The organism is Pseudomonas sp. NPDC089407, from assembly GCF_044900445.1.
Classification (GTDB): Bacteria; Pseudomonadota; Gammaproteobacteria; order Pseudomonadales; family Pseudomonadaceae; genus Aquipseudomonas.
This window is the reverse complement of sequence record NZ_JBJDNB010000003.1, coordinates 12612-34494: the sequence shown is the minus strand read 5'-3', so window position 1 is coordinate 34494 and position 21883 is coordinate 12612. Positions and strand designations below refer to the sequence as shown.

The window sequence follows — 21883 nt, the reverse complement described above, 5'->3', positions numbered from 1 at the left end:
CAGCCCCCACAGGGACTGCATATGGCTTGAACTCGATGCGCCGGTGTGGGAGTTGGCTCTCACAGGGACTGCACATGACTTGAACTTGATGCACTCGATGTGGGAGCTGGCTTGCCGGCGATGGGCCGCAAAGCGGCCCCCGGCTTACTTGCCAGTCAACCCTGCATGCACCTGCAGCTCTTCATCGATAAACGCCGCGATCATCACCCGGTACACCCGCTCCACCACCTCCGGCGAAGCCCCGGTTTCCTCGGCAATCCCGCGCACCTTGGCAATTACCTGCTCGACCCGCGCCGGTGCGCGCACGTCATCGGTGGTTTTCTTGAAGGCCGCTGCCTGGGCCACCCACTGACAGCGCCGGGCGAGCAGGGTGACCAGGTCGCGGTCGATGTGATCGATGCGCGTGCGAACTTCTTCAATCGATGTGCAACGTACGTCCATGTGTGCAACTCCTTGAGGGTGGTGCAGGACAGTAGCACAGCACATCAGTTGGCTCAGAAGTCATAACGCAGGTTCAACGTGGCGTTCCTCGGCGCCCCGTAGTGGCCATAGTTGCCCGCCAGGCCGGCGTAGTATTTCTTGTCGAAGAGGTTTTCGACATTGACAGTAGCGGCCAGGTTTTCGCTGAGCTTGTAACGCGCCATCAAGCTTGCCACGGCATAGTCTTCCTGGGTGATACGGGTGCTGCGTGTGGTGACCAGTGACTGTTTGGAGTTCCAGTTCATACCACCGCCAACGGTCAGGCGCTGCCATTCACCCGGCAAGCGATAGGTTGACCACAGCCGGAATGTATCCAGCGGCAGTTGCGGTGTCAGGCGGTCGCCTTGGGCGTTCTCCGTGCGTGAATGGCTGTACCCGGTATGCACGTTCCAGCCGTTGGCCACCTCTCCGGAAAGCTCCAGATCAATACCCTTGGTCTGGGCGCCGCTTACCGCGCGTGATGCCGTTGAGTTCGGTTCACCAGGAATGGCAAAGCCAGTGTCGTCTTCGGCAAAGTTGTCCCGTTTGATCAGGTAGATCGCCGCGCTGGCGTTGAGCCGGCCTTCGTAAAATTCACTTTTCCAACCCATTTCGTAGTTGTTGCCAGTGACGGGGTCCAGCACCTTGCCGGTCCGGTCCCGGGCGGTCTGCGGCTTGAAGATGTCGGTGTAACTGGCGTACAGCGATTGATCGGCAGTCAGGTCATAGATCAGCCCCATGTAGGGTACGACTTCACCCGTCTCCTGCAGGTTGGACGGCCTGTCGAAACCGCTGGGCAGCGAAACCTGGTGGGCGTCGTAGCGGTAGTCGGTGGTCCGCGCGCCCAGAATCAGGTGCAGGTCATCGGTAAAGTTGAGCCGGGTGGCAGCAAAGTAGCCGGTTTGACGGATATTGACGTCGTAATCCAGCACAGGGGTGTAGCTGCCTGGCTGCGGTATGCGGTTGCCCCAGGTGAAGAAGTTGAACGTTGGCGAACCCGCCGACCCGGTCAGGTGGTTGTTGCGGTAATCCAGGTAATCGAAGCCTACGATCAGGTCATGGGATTGCCCAAGCAGCTCGAACGGGCCCTGCAAGGTAACGTTCATGCCGCGCTGCACCTGATGCGCCTCGACTTCCAGCAGGTCGAGGGTGGCTTGGCCCGTAGCCTGGTCGAGGGTAGCCACGCCGGCACCGGTGCGATAGAACGCAGAAAGCGAGTCGCGATCAACGTCCATGTAGTTGGCCGCGAGTTTCAGTTGCCAGCCGTTGGCAAGCTCTTGGTCCAGGCCAAAGGCGTAGTTCTTGGTCGTGTAGTCTTCATACATCCAGCGCGGGCCACTGCTGGTCGAGCGGGAGAAGTCAGTCGGCTGGCCGTTGCTGTAGAACAACGGTACACCGGGGGCACCGTTGGCGTTGTAGGTCTGGTAGTCCACCCCCAGGCGCGCGGTGGTGGTGTCGGTAAGGTCCGCTTCAAGTACGCCGTACAACAGGTCACGGTCCTGGCTGTACCAGTCCATGAAGCTGTGATTGTTCTGCTTGGCGGCCACCAGCCGACCGCGCAGTTTGCCACCTTCGACCAGCGGGCCGGAAACGTCAGCCTCGGTGCGGTAGTAGTCCCAGGAACCGACGCCAGCCTGTATGTAGGACTGGAACTCGTGTGTGGGGCGCTTGCGTACCATGTTCACCACGCCATTCGGTTCTCCCGCACCGGTCATCAGGCCCGTAGCCCCGCGCACGATCTCCACACGGTCGAAGATGGCCATGTCCATCAGCGTGCTGGGCATGTTGCGGGTCAGGTATTCCTGGACGGTATTGACCCCGTCGAGCTGGTAGGTGCTGATTTCGGAACCACGCGAATAGATGTGAAAGCGCTCGCCGCCGTCCTGGGACATGGTGATGCCCGGGTTCTGTTTGAGCACATCGGTAATACTGGCCAGATGCTGGTCGTCCATCTGCTGGCGGGTGACCACACTGATGCTCTGCGGCGTCTCCCGGATCGACAGGTTCATCTTGGTCGCCGTACTGGTCACTCCGGTGGTGTACGACCCGGTGCCTTCGGTGGTAGCGCCCAGCCCGACACTGTTCACATGCGTCGCCGACAGCTCCATGGCGCCGCTTTCTTCACTTGGCGGAAGGATGAACCAGCGCTCGTCGCTTTCGCGCATCACCCGCAGGCCACTGCCCGACAACAGCGCCCGCAGACCTTCGTCCACCCCGTACACGCCCTCCAGGCCCGGCGACTTGCGGCCTTGGGTGGCGGCCGGGTCGAACGACAGCACAATGCCGGCCTGGGTGGCGAAGCGGGTCAGCGCCTGGCCCAGGTCGCCCTGGCCGATGTGGTACTCACGGGGTGTGGTTTCAGCCAGGGCAGGGGTTGCAGCGAGCAGCGCCGACACCAGCAGGGCATTGCGGATACCGGCCGCCAGCGGGCGGAGCGGATGATGCGTTTTCATGGAGGGCTTCTCTTATGTTGGCAAGCGGGTCATGCACCCGTTACCCCTGAGTCGGATGAGAAAGAGAAGAAATCTCATCGCTGCGCAAAAAAATTTCACGCGCCGGGCAACGCGCTGACCGTCACCCAGTAGCGGGTGCGCCGTACGATGCTTACCGGCAAAACGCTGGTGATCGCGCGCAGGGCCTTGTCGCTGTCGTCTACCGGGAAGGTGCCGCTTACCCGCAACCCGGCTACTGCTGGGTCGCAGCGTAACCAGCCGCTGCGGTAACGGCCCAGTTCGGCGAGCAGCGTGTCCAGCCGTTGCTCATTGGCCACCAGCAGGCCCTGGGTCCAGGCATCCTGTGGCCATGTGCCGGTTGACCGTGGACAGCGAGATGCCCAGTTGCTCGGCGATGGCCTTGTACGGCATGCCCTCCAGTTGCGACAGCAAGAACGCCCGGCGCACTTCCAGCCCCAGCCCGGCCAGCATGGTGTCCAGTTCGCACAGGGTTTCCAGCAGTACGGCGCGGTCTTCTTCAGAGATACCCAGCGCCTCGGGCTGTTCAGCCAGGGTCTGCAGCCAGGCCCGCTCCAGGCGCGCGCGGCGGAAGTGGTCGATCATCAGCCGACGAGCGATGGTGGCGAGGTAGCCCTTGGGTTCACGAACGGCTTGCAAGCGTTCGGCAGCATTGTCTGCCGTGAGGATACGCACGAATACATCCTGAACCATGTCGGTGGCCAGGTGCTGGCAGCTGAGCCGCGGTTGCAGCCAGTTGCGCAGCCAGCGGTGGTGGTCACGGTAAAGGCCATCGACCTGGGCGTGTGCATCCATGCAGGGCTTTTTCATTCGGTCCGCAGCGGTACTTAAATAGGAATATTTATCATTATGGTGTTGGTCGCGGGAGTGAGACAAGGGGCATGCAAGGGTTTTTAGCGGTGTTCGTCTTGAGAGGTTTGGCGCCTGTGAGATCGAGCGCCGCCCGCGCGGCGCTTCGCGGCGCAAGGCCGCTCCCACATCTGTTTCGGGCCAGTCTCTTCTGTGGATTTACCTTTGTCCGCCTTGTTTGTTCCCTTCAATATCGAAGGTTGCACAACTGCTCTTCTTCAATTTCCAGCCATGCTCCAAGGGTGCGCGCGCCTCCGCCACAGGAATAATTGGCCCGAAACAAATGTGGGAGCGGCCTTGTGCCGCGAAGCGCCGCGCGGGCGGCGCTCGATTTGCGCACCACCTCAAAACCCAAGACAGACACCCGCTGCCCCAAGTACCCCTGGCATTCGCTCAGGGCAGCGCCGCTCAGTGCCCCACCAGTTCCCCCAGCAATCGCTGCTTGTACCCCTGCAACACCTGGCTATCGCGCTGACGCGGATGCGGCAGCTCGATCCGCAGGTCTTCGCGAATCCGCCCTGGGTGCGCATCCATCACGATCACCCGGTCACCCAGGTACAGCGCTTCTTCAATGTCATGGGTCACCATGATCACCGTGCAGCGCTCCTGCACCCAGATACGCTGCAACTCCTGCTGCAGGCGCACCCGGGTCAGGGCATCCAGCGCGCCCAGCGGTTCGTCCAGCAACAGTACCTTGGGCTTGTTCACCAACGCCCGGGCAATTGCCGCGCGCTGGGCCATGCCGCCGGAAAGCTGGTGCGGGTAGGCCTGCTCGTAGCCGCTCAGGCCCACCAGCGCGATGTGTTCGGCCACCAGCCGGTTTTTTTCGGCGGCCGGCAGCGCATGGTTCTTCAAGGCCAGGGCAATGTTCTGCTGCAAGGTCATCCACGGGAACAGGCGGTGGTCCTGGAACACGATACCGCGCTCCAGGCCCGGCCCTCGCACGGCGTGCTGGTCCAGCAGGATCTGCCCCTGGTAGTCCTGGTCGAGGCCGACAATCAGCCGCAGCAAGGTCGACTTGCCGCAGCCGCTGGCGCCGAGAATGCTGATGAACTCGCCGGGGCGGATGTCCAGGTCGATGCTTTCGAGCACCGGCACCGGCTTGCCTTTGAGCGGGTAGGCCTTGCTCAGGCCGCGAATGGTCAGGGCGCCGGTGCTGGCGCTGGTGAGTAGAGCATGGGCGATGGCGTTCATGGTCGGGCCTTTCAACGGGTAGGGCGCCAGCGCAGCAGGCGGCGGGTAAGCAGGGAGCACAGCCAGGACATCAGGTAGCCACACAGGCCGATGCACAGCACGCAGACCACGATGATTTCCATGCGGGCGGCGGCTTCGGCGTTCATCATCAGGCTGCCAAGGCCGGCCCCGGCGGACAGGAACAGCTCACTGCCCACTGACGTCACCCAGGCGAAGGCCAGGGCTTGCAGCACCCCGGCGGCAATACCTGGCAGGGCGGCAGGCAGCAGGATCAACCACAGTTGTTGCCAGCGGCTGAGCATCAGCACCTGTGCGGCTTCACGGTGCTGGCCAGCAACCTGGCGCAGGCTTTCGAAGGTATTCAGCACCATCGGGTACAACGCCGCCAGGCTGACGATTAGCAATTTGGCGCCTTCGCCGTTACCCAGCCACAAGGCAATCAGCGGGATCCAGCCCAGCATCGGTACCTGGCGCAGGGCGTGGAACAGCGGCGCAATCAAGCGGTTGGCCGGTGCGCACAGGGCCATCAGCGCCCCCAGGCCAATGCCGCCGGCTATGCCGATGGCCAGGCCGCTGCAGGTGCGCAACAGGCTCGCCCACAGGTTGACCAGCAGTTCACCGCTGGCCAGCAGTTCGGCCAGTGCCGTGCCCACCTGCGCCAGCGGCACGAAGGCATAGGCGCCGGCCGTGCTCTGGCGCGAGGCATATTCCCAGGCGCCGAGCAGCAACAGCGGCAACACCAGGCCACGCAAATCGTGCAGTTTCATCACAGCCTCCTTTAACGGCTTTGCCAGGCCGACAGGCGCCGCTCCACGCGGCGCAGGGTGAAGTCCAGGGTGAAGCCGATCAGCCCGGTCAGCACCACGCCGACCATCACCACATCGATACGCAGCATCTGCCGGCCCATCTCGATCATCTGCCCCAGGCCACTGTCGGCCGCCAGTAGCTCGCAGGCCACCAGCACTACCCAGGCACGGGTTAGCGCCACGCGTATGCCGGTGACAATCGCCGGCACTGCAGCGGGCAGGGCGATGCGGCCCACCAGTGTCGGCCAGCGCAGGCGGTACACCGCCGCCACTTCGAAATGGCTGCGCGGGATGGCGCGGATGCCTTCACAGGTGGCCAGCGCCACCGGAAAGAACGCGGTCTTGGCAACGATCACCACTTTGAAGGTTTCGTCAACGCCAAACAGCAGCACGAACATCGGGATCAGGGCGATGCTCGGCACCTGGCGCAGGGTGTGGAACAGCGGGGCGCAGTAGGCCTCCACGCTGTTCGACAAGGCCAGCGCCGCGCCAAAGCCAAGGCCGGCCAGCGCGCCGCCGGTAAAGCCCAAGGCCAATCGCGACAAGCTGCCGGCCAGGTGCTTCTGCAATTCGCCGCTGGCCAGCAGCTCAGTGAGGCTGAGCCACACCTCCTGCGGCGGGACCAGCAGGTTGGCCGGGAACAGCCCGGCGTTGGCGATCACGGCCCAGAGGGTGAGCAGGGCCAGCGGGGAGATGAACCAGGAAAGAGGGAAGAGCACGCGCATGGCTGGCCTTGGGGGAGCAGAGGGTAGAGGGGGTATCGCAAGAGCTGTGCCAGCCTGAGCATGGCCTGATTTACAGGGTTGCAGGGAAAGGGTGGTGCTGCAGCAGCAGCGGGGTGCTGCCATGGCAACAGTCAGTCAGCAGTGTCGCTCAAAGGCTGTCGCGGTCTTTGTAGGAGCGGCCTTGCCGGGGCGCCGGACCGGTCGGATGGGCCGCAGAGCGGCCCCTGCAATTTATGCGGAAAAGCTGAAATTTTGGGGCCGCTCTGCGGCCCATCCGACCGGTCCGGCGCCCCGGCAAGGCCGCTCCTACATGAGCCGTGCAAGCCGGCCCTGGATCAGAAATCGTAACTCACGCTGGTGTAGTAAAACGCCCCCTGCGCCCCCTCCGGGCTGGTGATGGAATACTTAGGCACGCCATACAACTGCGCGCCCTCCAGCTTGTCCGGGTGGCTGTCGAACAGGTTGATCGCGCCCGCCGACAAGGTCAGGCCCAGGTCGAAGCGGTACGACACGTCCAGGTCGGTCACCCACTGCGGGCTGAAGGTCTGGTCCAGTGCCGGGTTGGCAGCATTGCGGCTCTGCCACTCGCCATAGCGGCGCTGGGCCACGGTGACGCTCCAGCCGTCATACAACCAGTTGGCGCTGAGGGTTAGCTTGTCCTTGGGCGTGCCGTCCTCGATCAGGCCCTGGGTGTTGCGGCCGATGATCTGGTTGCCGGGGATGCTGCCCACGTCGTCCAGCCCGGTGATGCGGGTGTTGTTGCGCGCGTAACCGCCGTTGAAGTCCAGCCGCCCCCAGCCGGCAAGGTCCAACTGGTAGTGGCCGGCCAGTTCGACGCCGTCGGTGCGGGTGTCGGCGATGTTGGTGTAGAACGCCGCGCTCTGGATGTTGGCGTAGGGCGTGCCGGCGAAGATCGGGCCCACCACCGCAGCCGGCAGCTGGTCGGACAGGGTGATGCGGTTGTCGATGTCGATGCGGTAGGCGTCGAGGGTGACCGAGGCATTGGGCAGTGGCCGCCACACCAGGCCCACGGAGAAGTTGGTCGACTCTTCAGGCTTCAGCGCCTTGCCACCCAGCAACGCAGCTTCCGGGCTATCGGCGCGCAGCGTACGTTGCTGCACCTCGACCCAGTTGCCGCTGCCCGGTGGCTGCTCCACCACCTGCACGCTGAACGATGACAGCCCGCTCTGTACCAGCGACGGTGCGCGGTAGCCGGTGCTGGCGCTGGCCCGGGCGGCAATCTCGGGGGTGAAGTCGTAGCGCAGCGACAGCTTGCCGTTGGTGGTGTCGCCAAAGTCCGAGTAATGCTCGCTGCGGACCGCCACGCCCGCCTGGAATTGCTCGGTAAGCTGGGCTTCGACGTCGAAGTACGCGCCGATCACCCGGCGGTCCAGCGACACGGCATCGACTTGGGTGATGCCCGAGTAGTAACCCGGAATGCGCCGGCCAGTGACCGGGTCGAGGGTGTTGAACAACGGCCCGTTGGACCAGCCGGCAGCGTCGCCCTCGCTGAGGTCGTAGTTCTCCTGGCGCCAGGCCAGCCCGGCAGACACGGTCAACGGCTTGAACAGCCAGTCGTTGGCGAAATCGCGGGTCCAGTCCAGGGTCAGGTTGGTCTGGTCGGCTTCGCGGCGGCCGGTGTAGATGGTCGACGGGCTGGCCGTGCCCCAGCTGGGGTTGATGGCGTCGCGGTCGGTGGAGTCGACGCGGTTGTTGCCGTAGTTCAGCGCCAGGTCGAACTTGCCCAGCGTCTGGTCCTCGAAGCGCAGGCCACCGGTGACGGCAAAGTCTTCCAGGCCGTAGCGGGTGACCGGCAGGCGGCCATCCGGGTAGCGCGCCAGGGCCACGCTGCCGTAGTTGCTGCGCAGGGTGGTGGGCGGGTCGAAGAAGTTCTCGGCGTTGGTGTTCTTGTGCGCGTAGGTGGCAAAGCCGTAGGCGCTCAGGCCTTCACCCAGGCCCATTTCGGCGTTGGCGGTGAAGTTGTACTGGTCCGAGACATTGCCTGAGCCCCAGCGCCAATTGCGGTAGCGGTTGTTCTGCTCGCGCGGGGTGTCGATGCTGGTGGAGCCTCGGTAGAACAGGCGGTTGTCGTCGCGGGTATCGCTGGCCGGGTCCTGGCTGCCGGCGTCGAAGGCCAGGGTCAGGAAGCCGTCGTTGGGCAGGGCGAAGCCCTTCCAGCCGCTGAGCTTGCGTTGCAGGCCGTCGCCTTTCTTGTAGCCGCCGAAGCGGTAGCCGGCATTGCCGCCTTCGTCGCGCTCCTTGAGCACAATGTTGATCACCCCGGCGATGGCGTCCGAGCCGTACTGGGCGGCAGCGCCGTCACGCAGAATTTCCACCCGTTCGATGGCCGATAACGGGATCAGGCTGAGGTCTACCGCTGCCGCGCCACGGGCGTTGACCAGGCCCTGGCGGGTGACGTTGGCGCTGGTGTGGCGGCGCTTGCCGTTGACCAGCACCAGTACCTGGTCTGAGGCCAGGCCGCGCAGTGAGGCGCCCTGGGCGATGGAGCCGGCAAAGGCGCCTTGTGGCGATTGCGGGAAGCTGAACGAAGGTGACAGCGCAGTGAGCGCGGCGGACAGGTCGCTGGCGCCGGTTTCCTGCAGTTTTTCGCCGCTCAGCACATCAACCGGGGCGGCACTTTGCAGGGCGGTGACGTCGCTGCGGTGGGTGCCGACCACGACCACGGTGTCGAGGCGGTCGTTGCTTTCGGCGGCGAAGGTGGGCACGGCGAAGCCGGCGATGGCCAGGGTTATGGCGCTGGCCAAGGGGGTGCGGTGGGGCATGGGGTAATCCTGCTGAAAAATGCGTTGGCTGTGCTGGCCCTATCGCCGGCAAGCCAGCTCCCACAGTTACAGTGCAGGGCCTGAGGTTTGTGGGTTCCTGTGGGAGCTGGCTTGCCGGCGATAGGGCCCAAGAGGGCGACTCAGAACCGGCTGGTAACGCTAAGCCCGACGGTACGTGGGTCGCCGTAGGTGATCACGTACTGCCCGGCGGTGCCGTTGGGCCGGCCATGTACCTGGTAGCGGCGGTCGGTGAGGTTGTTGACGAAGCCGGTCACGCTCAGTTTGTCGTCGTGGCTGAACCAGCTCAGGCGTGCGTTGGCCAGGGTGTAGTGGGGCTGGCTGAGGGTAGCGTCGGCGCTGCTCTGGCGGTCGGCGAGGAAGTACTCCTTGTCGCGGAAACTCACGTCGCCACCGGCCACCAGCTTGCCGCCCACCTCCAGCGCAAGGGTGTAGTCAGCACCCAGTGACACCACGTTGCGCGGCGAGCGCACGAAGCTGTTGCCGCTGTAGTCGCCCGTCACCGCGCCGGTGGTGGGGTTGGTGTTCTTGAAGTCGGTGTACTCGGTGTCGAGGAACGACACCGCCGCGCGCAAGTGCAGGCGCTCGGTCGGCTGGCCTTCGATCTCCAGCTCGGCGCCCTTGACCTTGCCCTTGGCGCCGTTGGTCAGCGCGGTGGTGAGCACGCCGTTGTTCACCGTCAGCAGGTTCACCTGGATGTCGGAGTAGTCGTAATAGAACACGTTGGCGTTGACGATCAGGCGGCGGTCGAACCACTCTGACTTCAGCCCGATTTCGTAGGCATCGAGTTTTTCCGGGTCGACCGTGGTCAGCTGCGCCAGGCTGGTCGACAGCCCGGTGTTGAAGCCCCCCGAGCGGAAGCCATGGGCGTAGCGGAAGAACACCCGCAGGTTGTCATTGATGCGGTACTCGGGGGTCAGGTCGTAGGTCCAGGCTTCCCAGGTCTTGTCTTCCTGGCGGTTGCCGTTGCTGCCCACGCCGCCCAGCGGGATCAGCGGGCCGTCGGCGCTGGCGCGAGTCAGTTGCACCAGGTCGAGGTCGATGTCCTTTTTCTCCTGGGTCCAGCGCAGGCCGCCGGTGACGCTGAAGTCATCGGTAAAGTCGTAAGTCAGGTTGCCGAACAGCGCATAGCTGTCGGTGCGGTGGTCGTAGCCCAAGTCGCGAAAGGCCGTGGTGCCCACCTGGTTGGAGCCGGTACCGTTGGGGGTTGGCCCGGGGTTGACGATGCGCTGCGCCGAGCTGTCGAGGTCTTCGTGGAAGTAGTGCGCGCCCAGCAGCCAGTGCAGCGGGCGGTCTTCCGGCGAGGCCAGGCGCAGTTCCTGCGACCACTGGCGGTAGCTGTTGTCGGTGATGGCTGCGCCATTGACCTCGTAGGGGGTGTAATCGGCGTCGCTGGTGGAGCGGTTGCGAATGTAGTCGTAGGCGCTGATCGAGGTCAGCGTGTAGTCGCCCAGGTACCCGTTCAGGGTCAGCGACGCGCCGTCATGGTCCAGGCGGTAGTCTTCGTTGACGTTCAGTGAAATATCGCGGCCATGCGGCCGCTCGTAGCCCACGTTGTAGTAGCGGCCCACCGGCAGCGAACCGTTGCTGCCGTCACCCTTGAACTGGCGGCTGTGCAGCTTGAGCAGGGCATCCAGGTTGGGGTTGAGCTGGGCCAGGAACTGCAGGCGGATGGCCTTCTTGTTCACGTCGCCGTAGGTGTTGCCGTCGAAGTCATTGTTCTGGAAACCGTCGCGCTCCTCGGAGTACAACGCCACCCGCCCGGCCAGTTTTTCGTCGACCAGGGCGCCACCGATGGCTCCGGTGACGATGCGCTCGTTCTTGCTGCCGAAGCCTACGGTGCCGTAGCCGTCGGTGTCAAAGGTCGGCTTTTTCGAAATCACGTTGACCGCACCTGCCGTGGTGTTCTTGCCATACAGGGTGCCTTGTGGCCCACGCAGGATTTCGATGCGTTCCAGGTCGAACAGCGGCCCGCCGCCGGCGACGGGAGCGTTCAGGTAGACGTCGTCGGCGTAAATGCCCACCGGGTACACCGTGGCCGCGCCGGTGTCGCCGGTGCCCAGGCCGCGGATGTACCAGCGCGGGCGGCCATCGCCGTCGGGGTTCTTGGCCGAAGCATTGGGCACGAAAGTGGTGATGTCGCCCATGGCACGCACGCCGTCGGCGGTAATGCTGGTGCCCTTGATCGCCGACACGGCGACCGGCACTTCCTGCAGGGTTTGCTCGCGGTGCTGGGCAGTCACGGTGACGGTTTCCAGGGCCGCTTCTTTGTTGTTTTCTTCGTTGGCGGCGATGGCCTGGCTGCCGCTGCCGGCCAGCAGCAGCGCGAGGCTGACCTGGCGGGCGAGTGGATTGAGCTGGTGCATGGTGGATCTCCCCGTATGTAAAGCGTTGTTGGGGAGGGTTAGAGCAGGGACTGTGCCATGTTTGTAACCTATTGATATGTATAGGTTTTATCTGGATTTTTGGAGTGTGTTGCAGATTGGGCAGCAGTGGGGTGCTGGGCGGGTGCTGCTGGGGCAGCAGTGGGGCTGAACGTAATGGGTCGGGATTGAGGGCCCTATCGCCGGCAAGCCAGCTCCCACAGGTACCCCACAATGCTCAGCTTCAGCGGGGACCTGTGGGAGCTGGCTTGCCGGCGATAGGGCCGGTTCAGGCAATAGAGATCAAACCGCCAGCCGCGAAGTCGAGCCGATCACACTCTCCAGCACACGAAAATCAATCCACTCACGCACATCGAAACGCCGCGGTATGAACCCCCACCTGAACAGGAACTCGGTAAAGTCCTGCAGTGCTTCGATCGAGCGGCTGTCCAGGGTGGTGCGCAAGCGCCGGTGCGCATCGTCGCCATAGGCCGCCGCCACCCAGTACTCGCTGGTGTTCAGCTCGCGGGCCAGAAAGCGCCGGGTTTCTTCAGGGTTGGCCCAGGCCCATTGCTCGGTGCGCAGCACCGTGTCGACCAGCGTGCGGCTGGCCTCGAAATGCTGCTCCAGCAGGTGGCGGTCCACGGTTAACGTGCGCGGCGTACCGTTGTTGCTACGGATCAGCGGGTCCGGGTGGCTGCCGGTGTCGACCACCACGCGCAGGCCAAACTCATGGGCCAGGTGCACCGCGTGGGCGCCCTTGAGGAAGATGGCGTCGATGTCGCCGCGCAACAGGCCGATCAGCTCGTTGTTGCGGCGGCTGAAGCGGCTGGTGTCCAGGCTCACTTCGGCACCGTACAGGTGCTGCTTGGCGTCGTCGCTATAGGTGCCGCCGTAGGGGTAGTCGACCAGTTCCACGTCGGCCACCGCCAGGCCCTCCAGCTTCAGGGCATTTTCCAGCCCTCGCAGGGCCTGGGCGCGGGTGAAGTCGATCTGCACGTTGGCCCACTTGGGCAGGCCGAAGCGGCGGTTCTTCAGGTCGCGAATACTGCGCACGCCGCTTTCTTCGGTGGTGAGGATCAACTGCACCTCGTCGCTCCACGACAGGCCCAGCACGCGGGTCTCAACGCCGCTGGCGTAAGCCCAGATCGCCGGGATGTTGCCGCCGTGGCGTACGGAATTTTGCAGGTGGTGGTCGTAGTGGGCCTCGCGCACTTCGCGTTCGCTGGACTCACGCAGCGACTGGATATTGGTGCCGTACGGCGCAAAGGCCTCGGCCAGGCGCCCCGACTGCACGGCAATGCCGAGGCCGGTGGGTACCGGGCTGTGGGTGTACCAGAGGGTTTCGAGGGGCTTGGTCATGGGCTAACGGTTTTCCTGTCCATGGGGGTGGGGGCCAACAATTGCTCCAGCGGTTGCCGGGCGATCCAGTCGCGTACCTCGAAGCGGGCCGGGATGAAGCGCCAGCGCTTGAGGAACTCGACAAAGTCCTGCAAGGCGTCGATGGCCTGTTCGTCCAGGCGGGTGCCCAGGCGCAGGTGAGCGTCGTTTCCGTAGGCCACCTGCACCCAGTACTCGCTGCTGTTGGTTTCCCGCGCCAGGTAGCGGCGGGTTTCGTCGGGGTGCTGGTGGGCCCAGCGTTCGGCGCGCAGTACCGAGCCGAGCAGGGTGCGCACCACGTGCGGGTGCTGCGCCAACAGGTGGCTGTCTACGGCCAGGGTGCGTGGCGTGCCGTTGTTGCTGCGGATCAGCGGGTCGGGGTGGCTGCCGGTGTCGATGACCGTATGCAGGGCAAAGGCGTGGGCCAGCTGCACGGCGCTGGCGCCTTTAAGGAAGATTGCGTCCACTTCGCCGCGCAGCAGGCCGGCCAGTTCCAGGTTGCGGCCTTCACTTTGCGTGCTGGACACCGGCGTGCCGGCCACGTTGCGCACTGGGCGGTCGCTGAAGGTGCCATCGTAGCGGTAGTTGACCAGCTCAACATCACCCACCTGCAGCCCTTCGAGCTTGAGGGCGTTTTCCAACCCGCGCAGGGCCTGGGCACGGGTGAAGTCGATCTGCGCCGCCGCCCAATCGGGCAAGCCGAAGCGGCGGCCCTTGAGGTCTTTGACGGTATGGATGCCGCTGTCTGGCCGGGCCAGGATCACCTGCGCTTCATCGGCCCACGACAAGCCGATCACACGGGTTTCACGGCCCTGGGCGCGGGCCCAGATGGCCGGGATGCTGCCACCGTGGCGCACCGAGTTGCGCAGGCTGTGGTCGAAGTGCGATTCGCGCACGGACTGCTGCTCGGCTTCGCGCAGCGACTGCACCTGGGTGCCCAGGCTGGCCAGGTCTTCCTGCAGCCAGCCTTGCTGCACGGCAATGCCCAGGCCGGTGGGGACCGGACAGCGGGTGTACCACAAGGTATCGAGGGGTTGGCTCATGGTCGGGCTCCGGTCGGGGTCAGGCGCTGGCCTGCAAAGGGGGGGTGGCGGCCTGCTGAACCAGCGGCAGCACTTCCTGGCCGATGCGCAGGGCTTCTTCCAGGTGCGGGTTGGCGGCAAGGATGAACGTGCTGAAACCGGCGTCGCGGTACTCGGCCAGGCGTTCGGCGATGTGCTGGTGGCTGCCCACCAGGCCCACCGTCGGGCCGGGCTTGGCCTTGGCGAAACCGGCCCACAGGTTGCGCGCCAGCACCAGCTCGTCGAAGCCTTGCAGGTACTGGTGGTAGGCCGCCTGACGCGCGCCGCCGACCGAGTCGGAGCCGGTCACGAAATGCTTCGCGGTGCTGCTGGCCTTGCCTTCCAGGCGTTCGAACTGCTGGCGCAGCTCACGCCAGGCCTGCTCTTCGGTTTCGCGGGCGAACAGGTCGACGCGCAAACCGAAGCGCACCGTGCGCCCTTGCTTGTCAGCAAGCTCGCGCACCTGCTCGATATGCGGCTTGAGCTTGTCGATCGGTTCGGCCCAGTTCAGGTACACGTCAGCATGGCGCGCGGCGACCTGCAATGCCGCATCGGAAAAGCCGGAAAAGTACACCCCTGGCTTGCGTTCATGCTGCAGGCCCGGTGGCAGGCTGCCGTTTTCCAGGCGGTAGATATCGCCATCGTAGGAGAATTTGTCCTGTGTCCACAGGCCCTGGATGACGTCGAGGAACTCGCCGGTGCGCTTGTAGCGCAGGTCATGTTCGAGGAAGTCGCCATTGGCGCGCTGGCTGGCCGGGTTGCCGCCGGTGATGATGTTCCAGTCCAGCCGACCGCCGCTGAGGTTCTGCAGGATGGCCGCCTGCTGGGCGGCATAGGCGGGCAGGGTCCAGGTGGCCTGGAAGGCGATCAGGAAACGGATGCGCCGGGTTTCCCGGGCCAGCGCGGCAGCGGCAATCCATGGCTCCGGGCCGGTGGGCAGCAGCGCGCCCTCGAAACCGGCCAGTTCGGCGGCCTTGGCCACCTGGGCGATGTAGTCGATGTAGGTGAAGCCATCGGCTTGGCCGTCTGGCAGGCGGCCGGGGGCGATGTTGCCGGCGCGGTGCACGGGGTTGCCGCGATTATGGCGGTCGGTGGACAGCTGCGGGCCGTCGGTGCCCAAGGGCAGGCGCCAGAAGAATTCGGTGGTCATGGGGGCTCCTGAAGGGGGAGGTGTGCGAGTGGGGAGGGTGGTGCAACGGCTGTGCCATGGGGGCGCAGGGCCTGTGGGGCGGGGGCTTGCGGGCTGGGCAGGAGCAGGGGTGCTGCTGTGGCAGCAGTGGGGCAGCAGTGGGTGTTGGGGCAGCAGCAGGGCCGGCCTGCACTGGCCCTATCGCCGGCAAGCCAGCTCCCACAGGTAGCCCGCACGCCTTTGGCGCAGTGGAAATCCTGTGGAAGCTGGCTTGCCGGCGATAGGGCCCTCAGGTCATGCCTCGGCGGCAACCTCCCCGGCACTGCGCAGGTACGCTTCATATAGCGCTGAATACGCCCCACCCTGGCCCATCAACTCGGCATGCGCCCCTTGCTCCACTACACGCCCATGCTTTACCACGGCAATCCGGTCAGCATCCCGAATGGTCGCCAGGCGATGGGCGATGATAATCGCCGTCCGCCCTTGGCACAGCCGGCGCAGGGCGCGCTGGATGCGTCGCTCGGTGTGCACGTCCACCGCCGAGGTGGCCTCGTCCAGCACCAGCACTGCCGGGTCGGCCAGGTAGGCGCGCACCAGGCACACCAGCTGGCGCTGGCCATGGCTCAGGTGCGCGCCCAGCGGGCCGACTTCGCTGTGGTAGCGCTGTGGCAGGCGTTCCAGCACTTCGTCGGCGCCCAGCTCGCGGGCGGCGGCGATCAGCTGGGCATCGCTGGCAGCAGGTGCGGCCAGGCGCAGGTTGTCAAGAATGCTGCCGCTGAACAGCACGTTGTCCTGCAGCACCACGCCCACGTTACGCCGCAGGTCATGCTGGGCCAGTGCGCGCAGGTCGATACCGTCCAGTTTCACGGCGCCCTGCTGCACCTCGTAGAAGCGCGTCAGCAACTGCACCAGGGTGCTCTTGCCATGCCCCGAGGGGCCGACAATGGCCAGTACCTCGCCGGCGCGGATGTGCAGGTCGAGCCCGTCGATCACCGGCCGTGGGCTGTTCGGCGCATAGGCAAAACCGACGCGGTCGAAGTCGACCTGGCCACGTGCCCTGGCCAGTGCCTGTGGCGCTGGCGGGTCCAGCACCTGTGGGCGGGTGTCGAGTAGCAGGAAAATACGCTGCGCCGAAGCACTGCCGGTGGCGTAGCGTTCGAACAGGTCCGACAACTCCTGCAGCGGGCCAAGGAACAGGAACACGTAGAACAGGCTTTCGGCCACCTGGCCCACGCTGACCTTGCCTTCGGCCAGGCCATGGGCACCCACCAGCAGCAATACCGCCATGCCAGCAGTACTCAACAGTGCGGTGAAAGGGGCGAACCAGCCGGCGCGCAGGCTGCCGCGGATCAGCGCCTGGTTGAAGTCTTCCAGCAGGCGCCGGTAGCGTGCCTGGTTGCGTTGCTGCTGCCCGCATTGCTGGATCAGCCGCACGCCGCTGACACTTTCCACCAGGTGCGCGGTGAAGCGGCTGCGTTGCTCGGCCACGTTGGCCCAGTTGCGCTGCGAGACCCGCTTGAAACGCCAGGTGGCCACGGCCAGCAACGGCACGGTGGCGGCCAGGCTGTAGAAAAAGCCGGGTTCGATACGCCACAGCATCACTGCCGCCAGGCCGCAGCGCAGCAAGGCCCCGAGCAGCTCCGGCGGGCCTTGTACCAGCAGTGGCTCCAGCGCGTCGACGTCGCGGTCAGCGCGGGAGATGATGCGCCCGGCACGGGTCTGGTCGAAGTAGCTCACCGACAGCGCCTGCACATGGGCGAATACCTTCACCCGCAAATCATTCAGCACACGGATCGCGGCGCGCCCGGCAATGAACTGCGATACCCCGGCCAGCAGGAAGCGCCCCAGCCAGCTCGCCGCCAGCCCCAGGCCCAGCCACAGCACCAGGCGCTCGTCGAGCAGCCAGTGCCCGGCATTGGGCACCAGGCCTTTGTCCAGCAGCTCGCGGACGAACCATGGCCGCAGGAACACGGTAAACACCAGCAGCAATTCGATGCCGATCACCGCCAGGATCTGCCGGCGAATCGGCCGCAACAGCGGCAGCAGGCGCTGGAACATGCCGCGGTCCAGCGCCTGGCGGGCCAGGCGTTGTTCGATGTCGATATCGCTGGCGGGGGTGTGCGGCACATCAGTCATGGTCGATCCCCAGCAGGTCTCGGTAATGGGCGTTGGTGGCACTCAGTTCGGCATGGCTGCCGCTGGCGCTGATGCGGCCGTTTTCCAGCATCAGCACGCGGTCGGCCAGCAGCAGGGTGGACAGCCGGCTGGTAATCAGCAGCAAGGTCGGGCCTTGGCCGCCTGCGCTGTGCAGGCGACGGATGTTGTGCAGCACCTGGCGTTCTCCCAAGGCGTCCAGGGCGCTGGTGGCGTCGTCCAGGCAGAGGATGTCGGGCGCCGCCAGTAGCGCCCGGGCCAGGCACAGGCGCTGGCGCTGGCCGCCAGACAACGTCACGCCGCGGTCGCCCAACGGGGTATCGAGGCCGTGGGCCAGGCGTTCCAGCACATCCTCGGCGGCGGCCAGGCGCAGCGCTTCACGCAACTGGGCATCACTGGCCTGTGGCGCGGCCAGGCGCAGGTTGGCGGCCAGGCTGTCGGAGAACAGAAAGCTTTCTTGCGGCAGCACCTGCACGCGGCGGCGCAGGTCGGCGAGGTCCAGGTTGCGTACATCGTGCCAGCCGCTGGCATCGCTACCAACCTGCACGCTGCCGAGCTGCACATCGGCCAGGCGCGGCAACAGGCTGGCCAGCAGGCTCTTGCCGGTACCGGTGGCGCCGACCAGCGCCACCACCTCGCCGGGTTGCAGGGTCAGCGAACAGTCGCGCAGGATATGCCGGTCAGCCTCGGCAGCACTGACCTGTACCTGGTTCATCTTGAGCCCCAGTGGCCCGGCGGGCAGGGTGGCCTTGCCACCGACGATGGCCGGGCGTTCGTCCAGCAGTTGCCAGATGCGTTCGGCGCTGGCGCGGGCGTCGGCAAAGGTCTGCATCACCCGGCCAATGCCTTCGATACGGAACACCAGCGTGGTGGCTACCAGCAGCGAAGTGACCAGCTCGCCGATGCCCAGCGCCCCTGCGGCCACCCGGTGGGCGCCATAGACCAGGATCCACACATGCCCCAGCGCCACCACGGCCTGCGGCAGCGGGATGCGCGAACTGGCGTAGGCGAGGGCGGCGCGGGCATGGCCGGTGAACATCTCGACCTGGCTGGCGAAGCGGGTGATGCGCTGGTTTTCCAGGCCGAAGGCCTTGATCACCCGCACACCACCGATGCCTTCGGCCAGGTCCTGGCTGACCTGGTCATAGGCCGTGCCTACTGCGCGGTCCAGGCTGACCAGGCGGTCGGTCTGTATGACGAACAGCCACAACCCGGCACCGGTCAGCAGCAACGGCACCAGGCCCAGCAACGGGTCGTACCAGCTCAGCAGGCCGACGGCGGCGATCACCACAAGTGGGGTTTCGATGATCTGCCGCCAGAAGGTGATCAGTGCGTCGCGTACCTTGTCGGCATCGCGGGTGGTACGGGTGACCAGTTCGCCCATGCCATGGCCCCAGTGGTAGCCCAGGTGCAGGCGCTGTACTTGGTCGAGAATGCGCTCACGCAGGCGCGTGAGCAGGGCCTGGCTGAGTACCAGTGACAGCACGGCGGCGGCATATTGCAGCAGGCCACGACCAAAGGCAATGGCCAGCAGCAGCCATAGCCAGTGCCAGGCCACGCGGGCGTCCAGGCTGCCGTCGGCCAGGCGCTGCACGGCGCGGCCGGTGCTGACATCGTCGACAGCATGGCCGATCAGCCACTGTTGCCAGGCCAGGCCGAGGTTGCCGGCAATGTACAAGGCCGTGACCAGCGCGAAGCGCCAGGGCATTTCACGATAAATGGCTAAAGCCCGAAGAAGCGGGTGGTTCATGTAAATGCTCGATCAGAATGCTGCACCGCCCCTTGTAGGAGCGGCCTTGTGTCGCGATAGGGGCGCAAAGCGCCCCCGTCCAACCCCCGTATCAACGACGTGTAGCGCCCTGGTTTTCCTTGGCATTGAGCACCGCCGTGTACTCCCCTGGGTCGGCCCCGTTCAGGTAGTAGTTGCCGACGTTGTGCAGCCGCCAGCGGATCGGGTCGTGGGTGGTGTGCACCCGGGCATTGCGCCAGAAGCGGTCAAGGTTCCACTTGCTCAGCGAAGCGCTGGCCCCCAGCAACGAGAACAGATCGCTGGAGATCTTCAGCGACGCCGCATCGGAATGGGCACGGGCGGTGGCCACCGACAGGATCAGCTCATCCTGCAAAACTTTGTTGTCCGGGTCGCGCTCGTGTTCGTCGAATACCCGCGCCGCTTCGCGCAGCACCGACTCGGCACCACGCAGCGCCACGGCGTATTCGCCCACCTGGCGAATCACATGCGGCTCGTCACTGGCGCGCTCGACGCCGCTCTCCACCCAGGCGCGGGCGTGCTCGCGCAGGTATTCGACCGCAGCGTGCAAGGCACCCGCGGCGATGCCGGTGTCGATGGCGGCGTGGAGGATCTGCGGAAAGGTCAGGCCGGTGCGTTTCATCGGCCCGCTGCGGCGGGTCAGGTAGCGTTCGTCGAGCACGATGTTGTCGAAGTTGACGGTGCCACTCACTGAGTGCTGCTGGCCGAAAGCCTGCCAGTCATCGACCAGGGTCAGCCCTGGGGTGTCACGATGCAGCAGCACGCCGACACCACCGTCCTCGCTGGCAGCGGTCAGCGAAATCCACTCGGCCAGGTAGGAGCCGGTGGAGTAGAACTTGCTGCCGTTAAGTATCCACTGGCCATCTGCGTTGTGCTCGACACGGGTCTTGAGGGCGAACTTGTTCTTACCGCCGACTTCGGCCAAGGCATTGCCGAAGCGCTTGCCCGCGAGCACGTCGGCGATCAGCCGGTCACGGACCTCGTCGGGGTAGCCGGTAAAGATGCCGCGCAGCATCACATTGTGAATCTGCAGCAACTGGCCGACACCACCATCGGCGGTGGAGATCAGGCGCACGGTTTCCACCACGGTCTGTACCGAAGCGCCGAGGCCGCCGAACTGGGTGGGTACAGCGATGGCGGTGAGGCCGCTGCTGGACAGCAGCTCGGCCTGACGGCGCGGCAGTTGGCCGTTGTTGCGCGGGTCGGCGGCCAGCTCGGCGATTTGCACGGCGACCTGGCGGGCGGTTTCGATGGCCTCGGCTTCGCTGGTCAGGCGGCGGGCGGGGGAGGGTTCTATGGCGCTCATGGAGGGATCTCGGTTTGTCTGTAAGGGCCAGTGCGCCTGATTCGCGGGTGAACCCGCTCCTACAACGGTCCCTGTAGGAGCGGGTTTACCCGCGAATGGCCACACCGCGGTCCCAAGCCCTTGAGCAATATCTCTGCCACCCCGCGCCAGGGCCCATCCTGCGCGGCTTGCACAACCTTGTGCTGCCCCAGCAGCAGCCTCCTTGCTGATCTGGCAGCACCCCACCCGCAATCCTGTTCCCAGCCCAGCACCCAGCCCCCCGTCGCAACAGCCAACTCCACGTAACTCAAGGCCTCCAGCGGTTGGCACGCACACTGCAATGCTGCTTGCACGACGCCCAAGGAGCCACCCCATGACCCTCGCAACCGCTTCCGCACAACGCCCTGCAGACGACCTGTCCGGCCTGGAGCGCATCTGGTTTACCCGCTGCCCGGTGCCTACCGCCTCGGGCATCGCCTACAAACTCGGCTGGCTGGAGCAGGAATTCGCCGCCGACGGCCTGCCGGTCTCGACCTTGCAGGAGGCCCGCCACCTGGGCCACCACCATTACGATCACCAACTGCCCGGGCTGTTCCGCGAAGGCGGCAACGTGCCGGCACTGGCCGCTCGGGCTGCAGGCTCGCCCAGCCGGCTGATCGGCCTGACCTGGATAGAGGAATGGCAAACCATCCTGGTTCGCCCGGACTCGGGCATTCGCAGCGCCGCCGACCTGCGTGGCAAGCGACTGGCCCTGCCGGCCTGGGGTGACAGCCGCCCCGGCAGCATTGCCCGCGCCATGAGCCTGCACGGCTACAAGGGCGCCTTGGCCTCGGCCGGGCTGCACCTGGATGACGTGCAACTGGTGGAAGTGGCCCTGCTCGACCAGGGCGGCGCTGCCACCCCGCAGCTGGGCCTGCAACGGCTGTGGTCGGGGCTGGATTACCTGGCCCGTGGCGAAGTCGATGCGGTGTACGTGAAGGGCGCGGCAGCCGCCGATGCGGCCCGCCGCCTGGGCCTGGTGGTCGGCGTTGACCTTGACCTGCTGGCCGACCCGCGCTACCGCATCAACAACGGCACGCCGCGGCCAATCACCGTGCACCAGCACTTGCTCGACACCCACTTCGACCTGGTGGTGCGCTTCCTTGCCCAGACCTTGCGCGCCGCCGAGTGGGCCGCCAGCAACCGCGATGCGCTCAACCGCATTCTCGAAGAAGAAACCCGCGCCGGCAGCCAGGGCGTCGCCGAAGCCTACCGTGGCGACTTCCATACCACCTTGGCGCCAGACCTGTCCGAACAGCGCCTGGCGTTCCTTGGCACGCAAAAAGACTTCCTCTACCTGCATGGCTTCCTCGAAGCCGATTTCGCCATTGCCGACTGGGTCGACCCGCGGCCTCTGCACGCTGCCCACCAACTGCTGGCCCAGCGCCGCGCCTGACCT

At 65.5% G+C, this 21883-nt stretch carries 16 protein-coding genes; 1 reads left to right on the top strand and 15 read right to left on the bottom strand.

Annotated elements, in window-relative coordinates; translation table 11 throughout:
• Window positions 1–144: 144 nt before the first annotated feature.
• The 15 genes from ACI2KG_RS03395 to ACI2KG_RS03325 form a co-directional block, all read right to left on the bottom strand.
• Complete coding sequence (locus tag ACI2KG_RS03395) at window positions 145–441, bottom strand: chorismate mutase (RefSeq protein ID WP_404660795.1); 297 nt, start codon at window positions 439–441, stop codon at window positions 145–147.
• A gap of 53 nt (window positions 442–494) precedes the next feature.
• Window positions 495–2912, bottom strand: coding sequence for a TonB-dependent siderophore receptor (locus ACI2KG_RS03390; protein WP_404660794.1), 2418 nt, complete (start codon window positions 2910–2912; stop codon window positions 495–497).
• A gap of 95 nt (window positions 2913–3007) precedes the next feature.
• On the bottom strand, window positions 3008–3229 hold the full coding sequence (locus ACI2KG_RS03385; RefSeq protein ID WP_404660793.1) for a hypothetical protein: 222 nt from the start codon (window positions 3227–3229) through the stop codon (window positions 3008–3010).
• Window positions 3219–3725, bottom strand: coding sequence for a sigma-70 family RNA polymerase sigma factor (locus ACI2KG_RS03380; protein WP_404660792.1), 507 nt, complete (start codon window positions 3723–3725; stop codon window positions 3219–3221). The genes ACI2KG_RS03385 and ACI2KG_RS03380 overlap by 11 nt, the downstream gene beginning before the upstream one ends.
• Before the next feature lie 462 nt (window positions 3726–4187).
• Window positions 4188–4973 (bottom strand): ABC transporter ATP-binding protein, encoded by a 786-nt coding sequence (locus ACI2KG_RS03375; protein WP_404660791.1) that lies wholly within the window; start codon window positions 4971–4973, stop codon window positions 4188–4190.
• A gap of 11 nt (window positions 4974–4984) precedes the next feature.
• Window positions 4985–5740 (bottom strand): ABC transporter permease, encoded by a 756-nt coding sequence (locus tag ACI2KG_RS03370; RefSeq protein ID WP_404660790.1) that lies wholly within the window; start codon window positions 5738–5740, stop codon window positions 4985–4987.
• A gap of 11 nt (window positions 5741–5751) precedes the next feature.
• Entirely contained in the window at window positions 5752–6504 is a 753-nt protein-coding gene (locus tag ACI2KG_RS03365; RefSeq protein ID WP_404660789.1) for an ABC transporter permease, read from the bottom strand.
• A 335-nt stretch (window positions 6505–6839) separates the two neighbouring features.
• Window positions 6840–9287, bottom strand: coding sequence for a TonB-dependent receptor plug domain-containing protein (locus ACI2KG_RS03360; protein WP_404660788.1), 2448 nt, complete (start codon window positions 9285–9287; stop codon window positions 6840–6842).
• A 140-nt stretch (window positions 9288–9427) separates the two neighbouring features.
• Window positions 9428–11671, bottom strand: a complete 2244-nt coding sequence (locus ACI2KG_RS03355; protein WP_404660787.1) for a TonB-dependent receptor — start codon at window positions 11669–11671, stop codon at window positions 9428–9430.
• Between the two features lie 300 nt (window positions 11672–11971).
• Window positions 11972–13030: an ABC transporter substrate-binding protein gene (locus tag ACI2KG_RS03350; protein WP_167274616.1), complete on the bottom strand. Its 1059-nt coding sequence runs from the start codon at window positions 13028–13030 to the stop codon at window positions 11972–11974.
• A complete protein-coding gene (locus tag ACI2KG_RS03345) occupies window positions 13027–14091 on the bottom strand; it encodes an ABC transporter substrate-binding protein (RefSeq protein WP_404660786.1) in 1065 nt (354 codons plus the stop codon). Before ACI2KG_RS03345 ends, ACI2KG_RS03350 begins: the two co-directional genes overlap by 4 nt.
• Before the next feature lie 19 nt (window positions 14092–14110).
• Window positions 14111–15259, bottom strand: coding sequence for an LLM class flavin-dependent oxidoreductase (locus tag ACI2KG_RS03340; protein WP_404660785.1), 1149 nt, complete (start codon window positions 15257–15259; stop codon window positions 14111–14113).
• A gap of 273 nt (window positions 15260–15532) precedes the next feature.
• Window positions 15533–17374, bottom strand: a complete 1842-nt coding sequence (locus tag ACI2KG_RS03335; RefSeq protein WP_404660784.1) for an ABC transporter ATP-binding protein — start codon at window positions 17372–17374, stop codon at window positions 15533–15535.
• Window positions 17367–19142 (bottom strand): ABC transporter ATP-binding protein, encoded by a 1776-nt coding sequence (locus ACI2KG_RS03330; protein ID WP_404660782.1) that lies wholly within the window; start codon window positions 19140–19142, stop codon window positions 17367–17369. Before ACI2KG_RS03330 ends, ACI2KG_RS03335 begins: the two co-directional genes overlap by 8 nt.
• A 91-nt stretch (window positions 19143–19233) precedes the next feature.
• Entirely contained in the window at window positions 19234–20466 is a 1233-nt protein-coding gene (locus ACI2KG_RS03325) for an acyl-CoA dehydrogenase family protein (protein WP_404660781.1), read from the bottom strand.
• A 352-nt stretch (window positions 20467–20818) separates the two neighbouring features.
• On the opposite strand from ACI2KG_RS03325, the gene ACI2KG_RS03320 reads away from it, so the two are divergent.
• The gene (locus ACI2KG_RS03320) at window positions 20819–21880 is read left to right on the top strand and encodes an ABC transporter substrate-binding protein (RefSeq protein ID WP_404660780.1); all 1062 of its coding nucleotides are present in this window, start codon (window positions 20819–20821) and stop codon (window positions 21878–21880) included.
• Window positions 21881–21883: the final 3 nt, after the last annotated feature.

What these genes read in the sequence shown, in the direction of transcription:
- ACI2KG_RS03395 (WP_404660795.1), bottom strand. Translation starts at nt 441, where the DNA reads ATGGACGTACGTTGCACATCGATTGAAGAAGTTCGCACGCGCATCGAT.
- ACI2KG_RS03390 (WP_404660794.1), bottom strand. Translation starts at nt 2,912, where the DNA reads ATGAAAACGCATCATCCGCTCCGCCCGCTGGCGGCCGGTATCCGCAAT.
- ACI2KG_RS03380 (WP_404660792.1), bottom strand. Translation starts at nt 3,725, where the DNA reads ATGGATGCACACGCCCAGGTCGATGGCCTTTACCGTGACCACCACCGC.
- ACI2KG_RS03375 (WP_404660791.1), bottom strand. Translation starts at nt 4,973, where the DNA reads ATGAACGCCATCGCCCATGCTCTACTCACCAGCGCCAGCACCGGCGCC.
- ACI2KG_RS03370 (WP_404660790.1), bottom strand. Translation starts at nt 5,740, where the DNA reads ATGAAACTGCACGATTTGCGTGGCCTGGTGTTGCCGCTGTTGCTGCTC.
- ACI2KG_RS03365 (WP_404660789.1), bottom strand. Translation starts at nt 6,504, where the DNA reads ATGCGCGTGCTCTTCCCTCTTTCCTGGTTCATCTCCCCGCTGGCCCTG.
- ACI2KG_RS03360 (WP_404660788.1), bottom strand. Translation starts at nt 9,287, where the DNA reads ATGCCCCACCGCACCCCCTTGGCCAGCGCCATAACCCTGGCCATCGCC.
- ACI2KG_RS03355 (WP_404660787.1), bottom strand. Translation starts at nt 11,671, where the DNA reads ATGCACCAGCTCAATCCACTCGCCCGCCAGGTCAGCCTCGCGCTGCTG.
- ACI2KG_RS03350 (WP_167274616.1), bottom strand. Translation starts at nt 13,030, where the DNA reads ATGACCAAGCCCCTCGAAACCCTCTGGTACACCCACAGCCCGGTACCC.
- ACI2KG_RS03345 (WP_404660786.1), bottom strand. Translation starts at nt 14,091, where the DNA reads ATGAGCCAACCCCTCGATACCTTGTGGTACACCCGCTGTCCGGTCCCC.
- ACI2KG_RS03340 (WP_404660785.1), bottom strand. Translation starts at nt 15,259, where the DNA reads ATGACCACCGAATTCTTCTGGCGCCTGCCCTTGGGCACCGACGGCCCG.
- ACI2KG_RS03335 (WP_404660784.1), bottom strand. Translation starts at nt 17,374, where the DNA reads ATGACTGATGTGCCGCACACCCCCGCCAGCGATATCGACATCGAACAA.
- ACI2KG_RS03330 (WP_404660782.1), bottom strand. Translation starts at nt 19,142, where the DNA reads ATGAACCACCCGCTTCTTCGGGCTTTAGCCATTTATCGTGAAATGCCC.
- ACI2KG_RS03325 (WP_404660781.1), bottom strand. Translation starts at nt 20,466, where the DNA reads ATGAGCGCCATAGAACCCTCCCCCGCCCGCCGCCTGACCAGCGAAGCC.
- ACI2KG_RS03320 (WP_404660780.1), top strand. Translation starts at nt 20,819, where the DNA reads ATGACCCTCGCAACCGCTTCCGCACAACGCCCTGCAGACGACCTGTCC.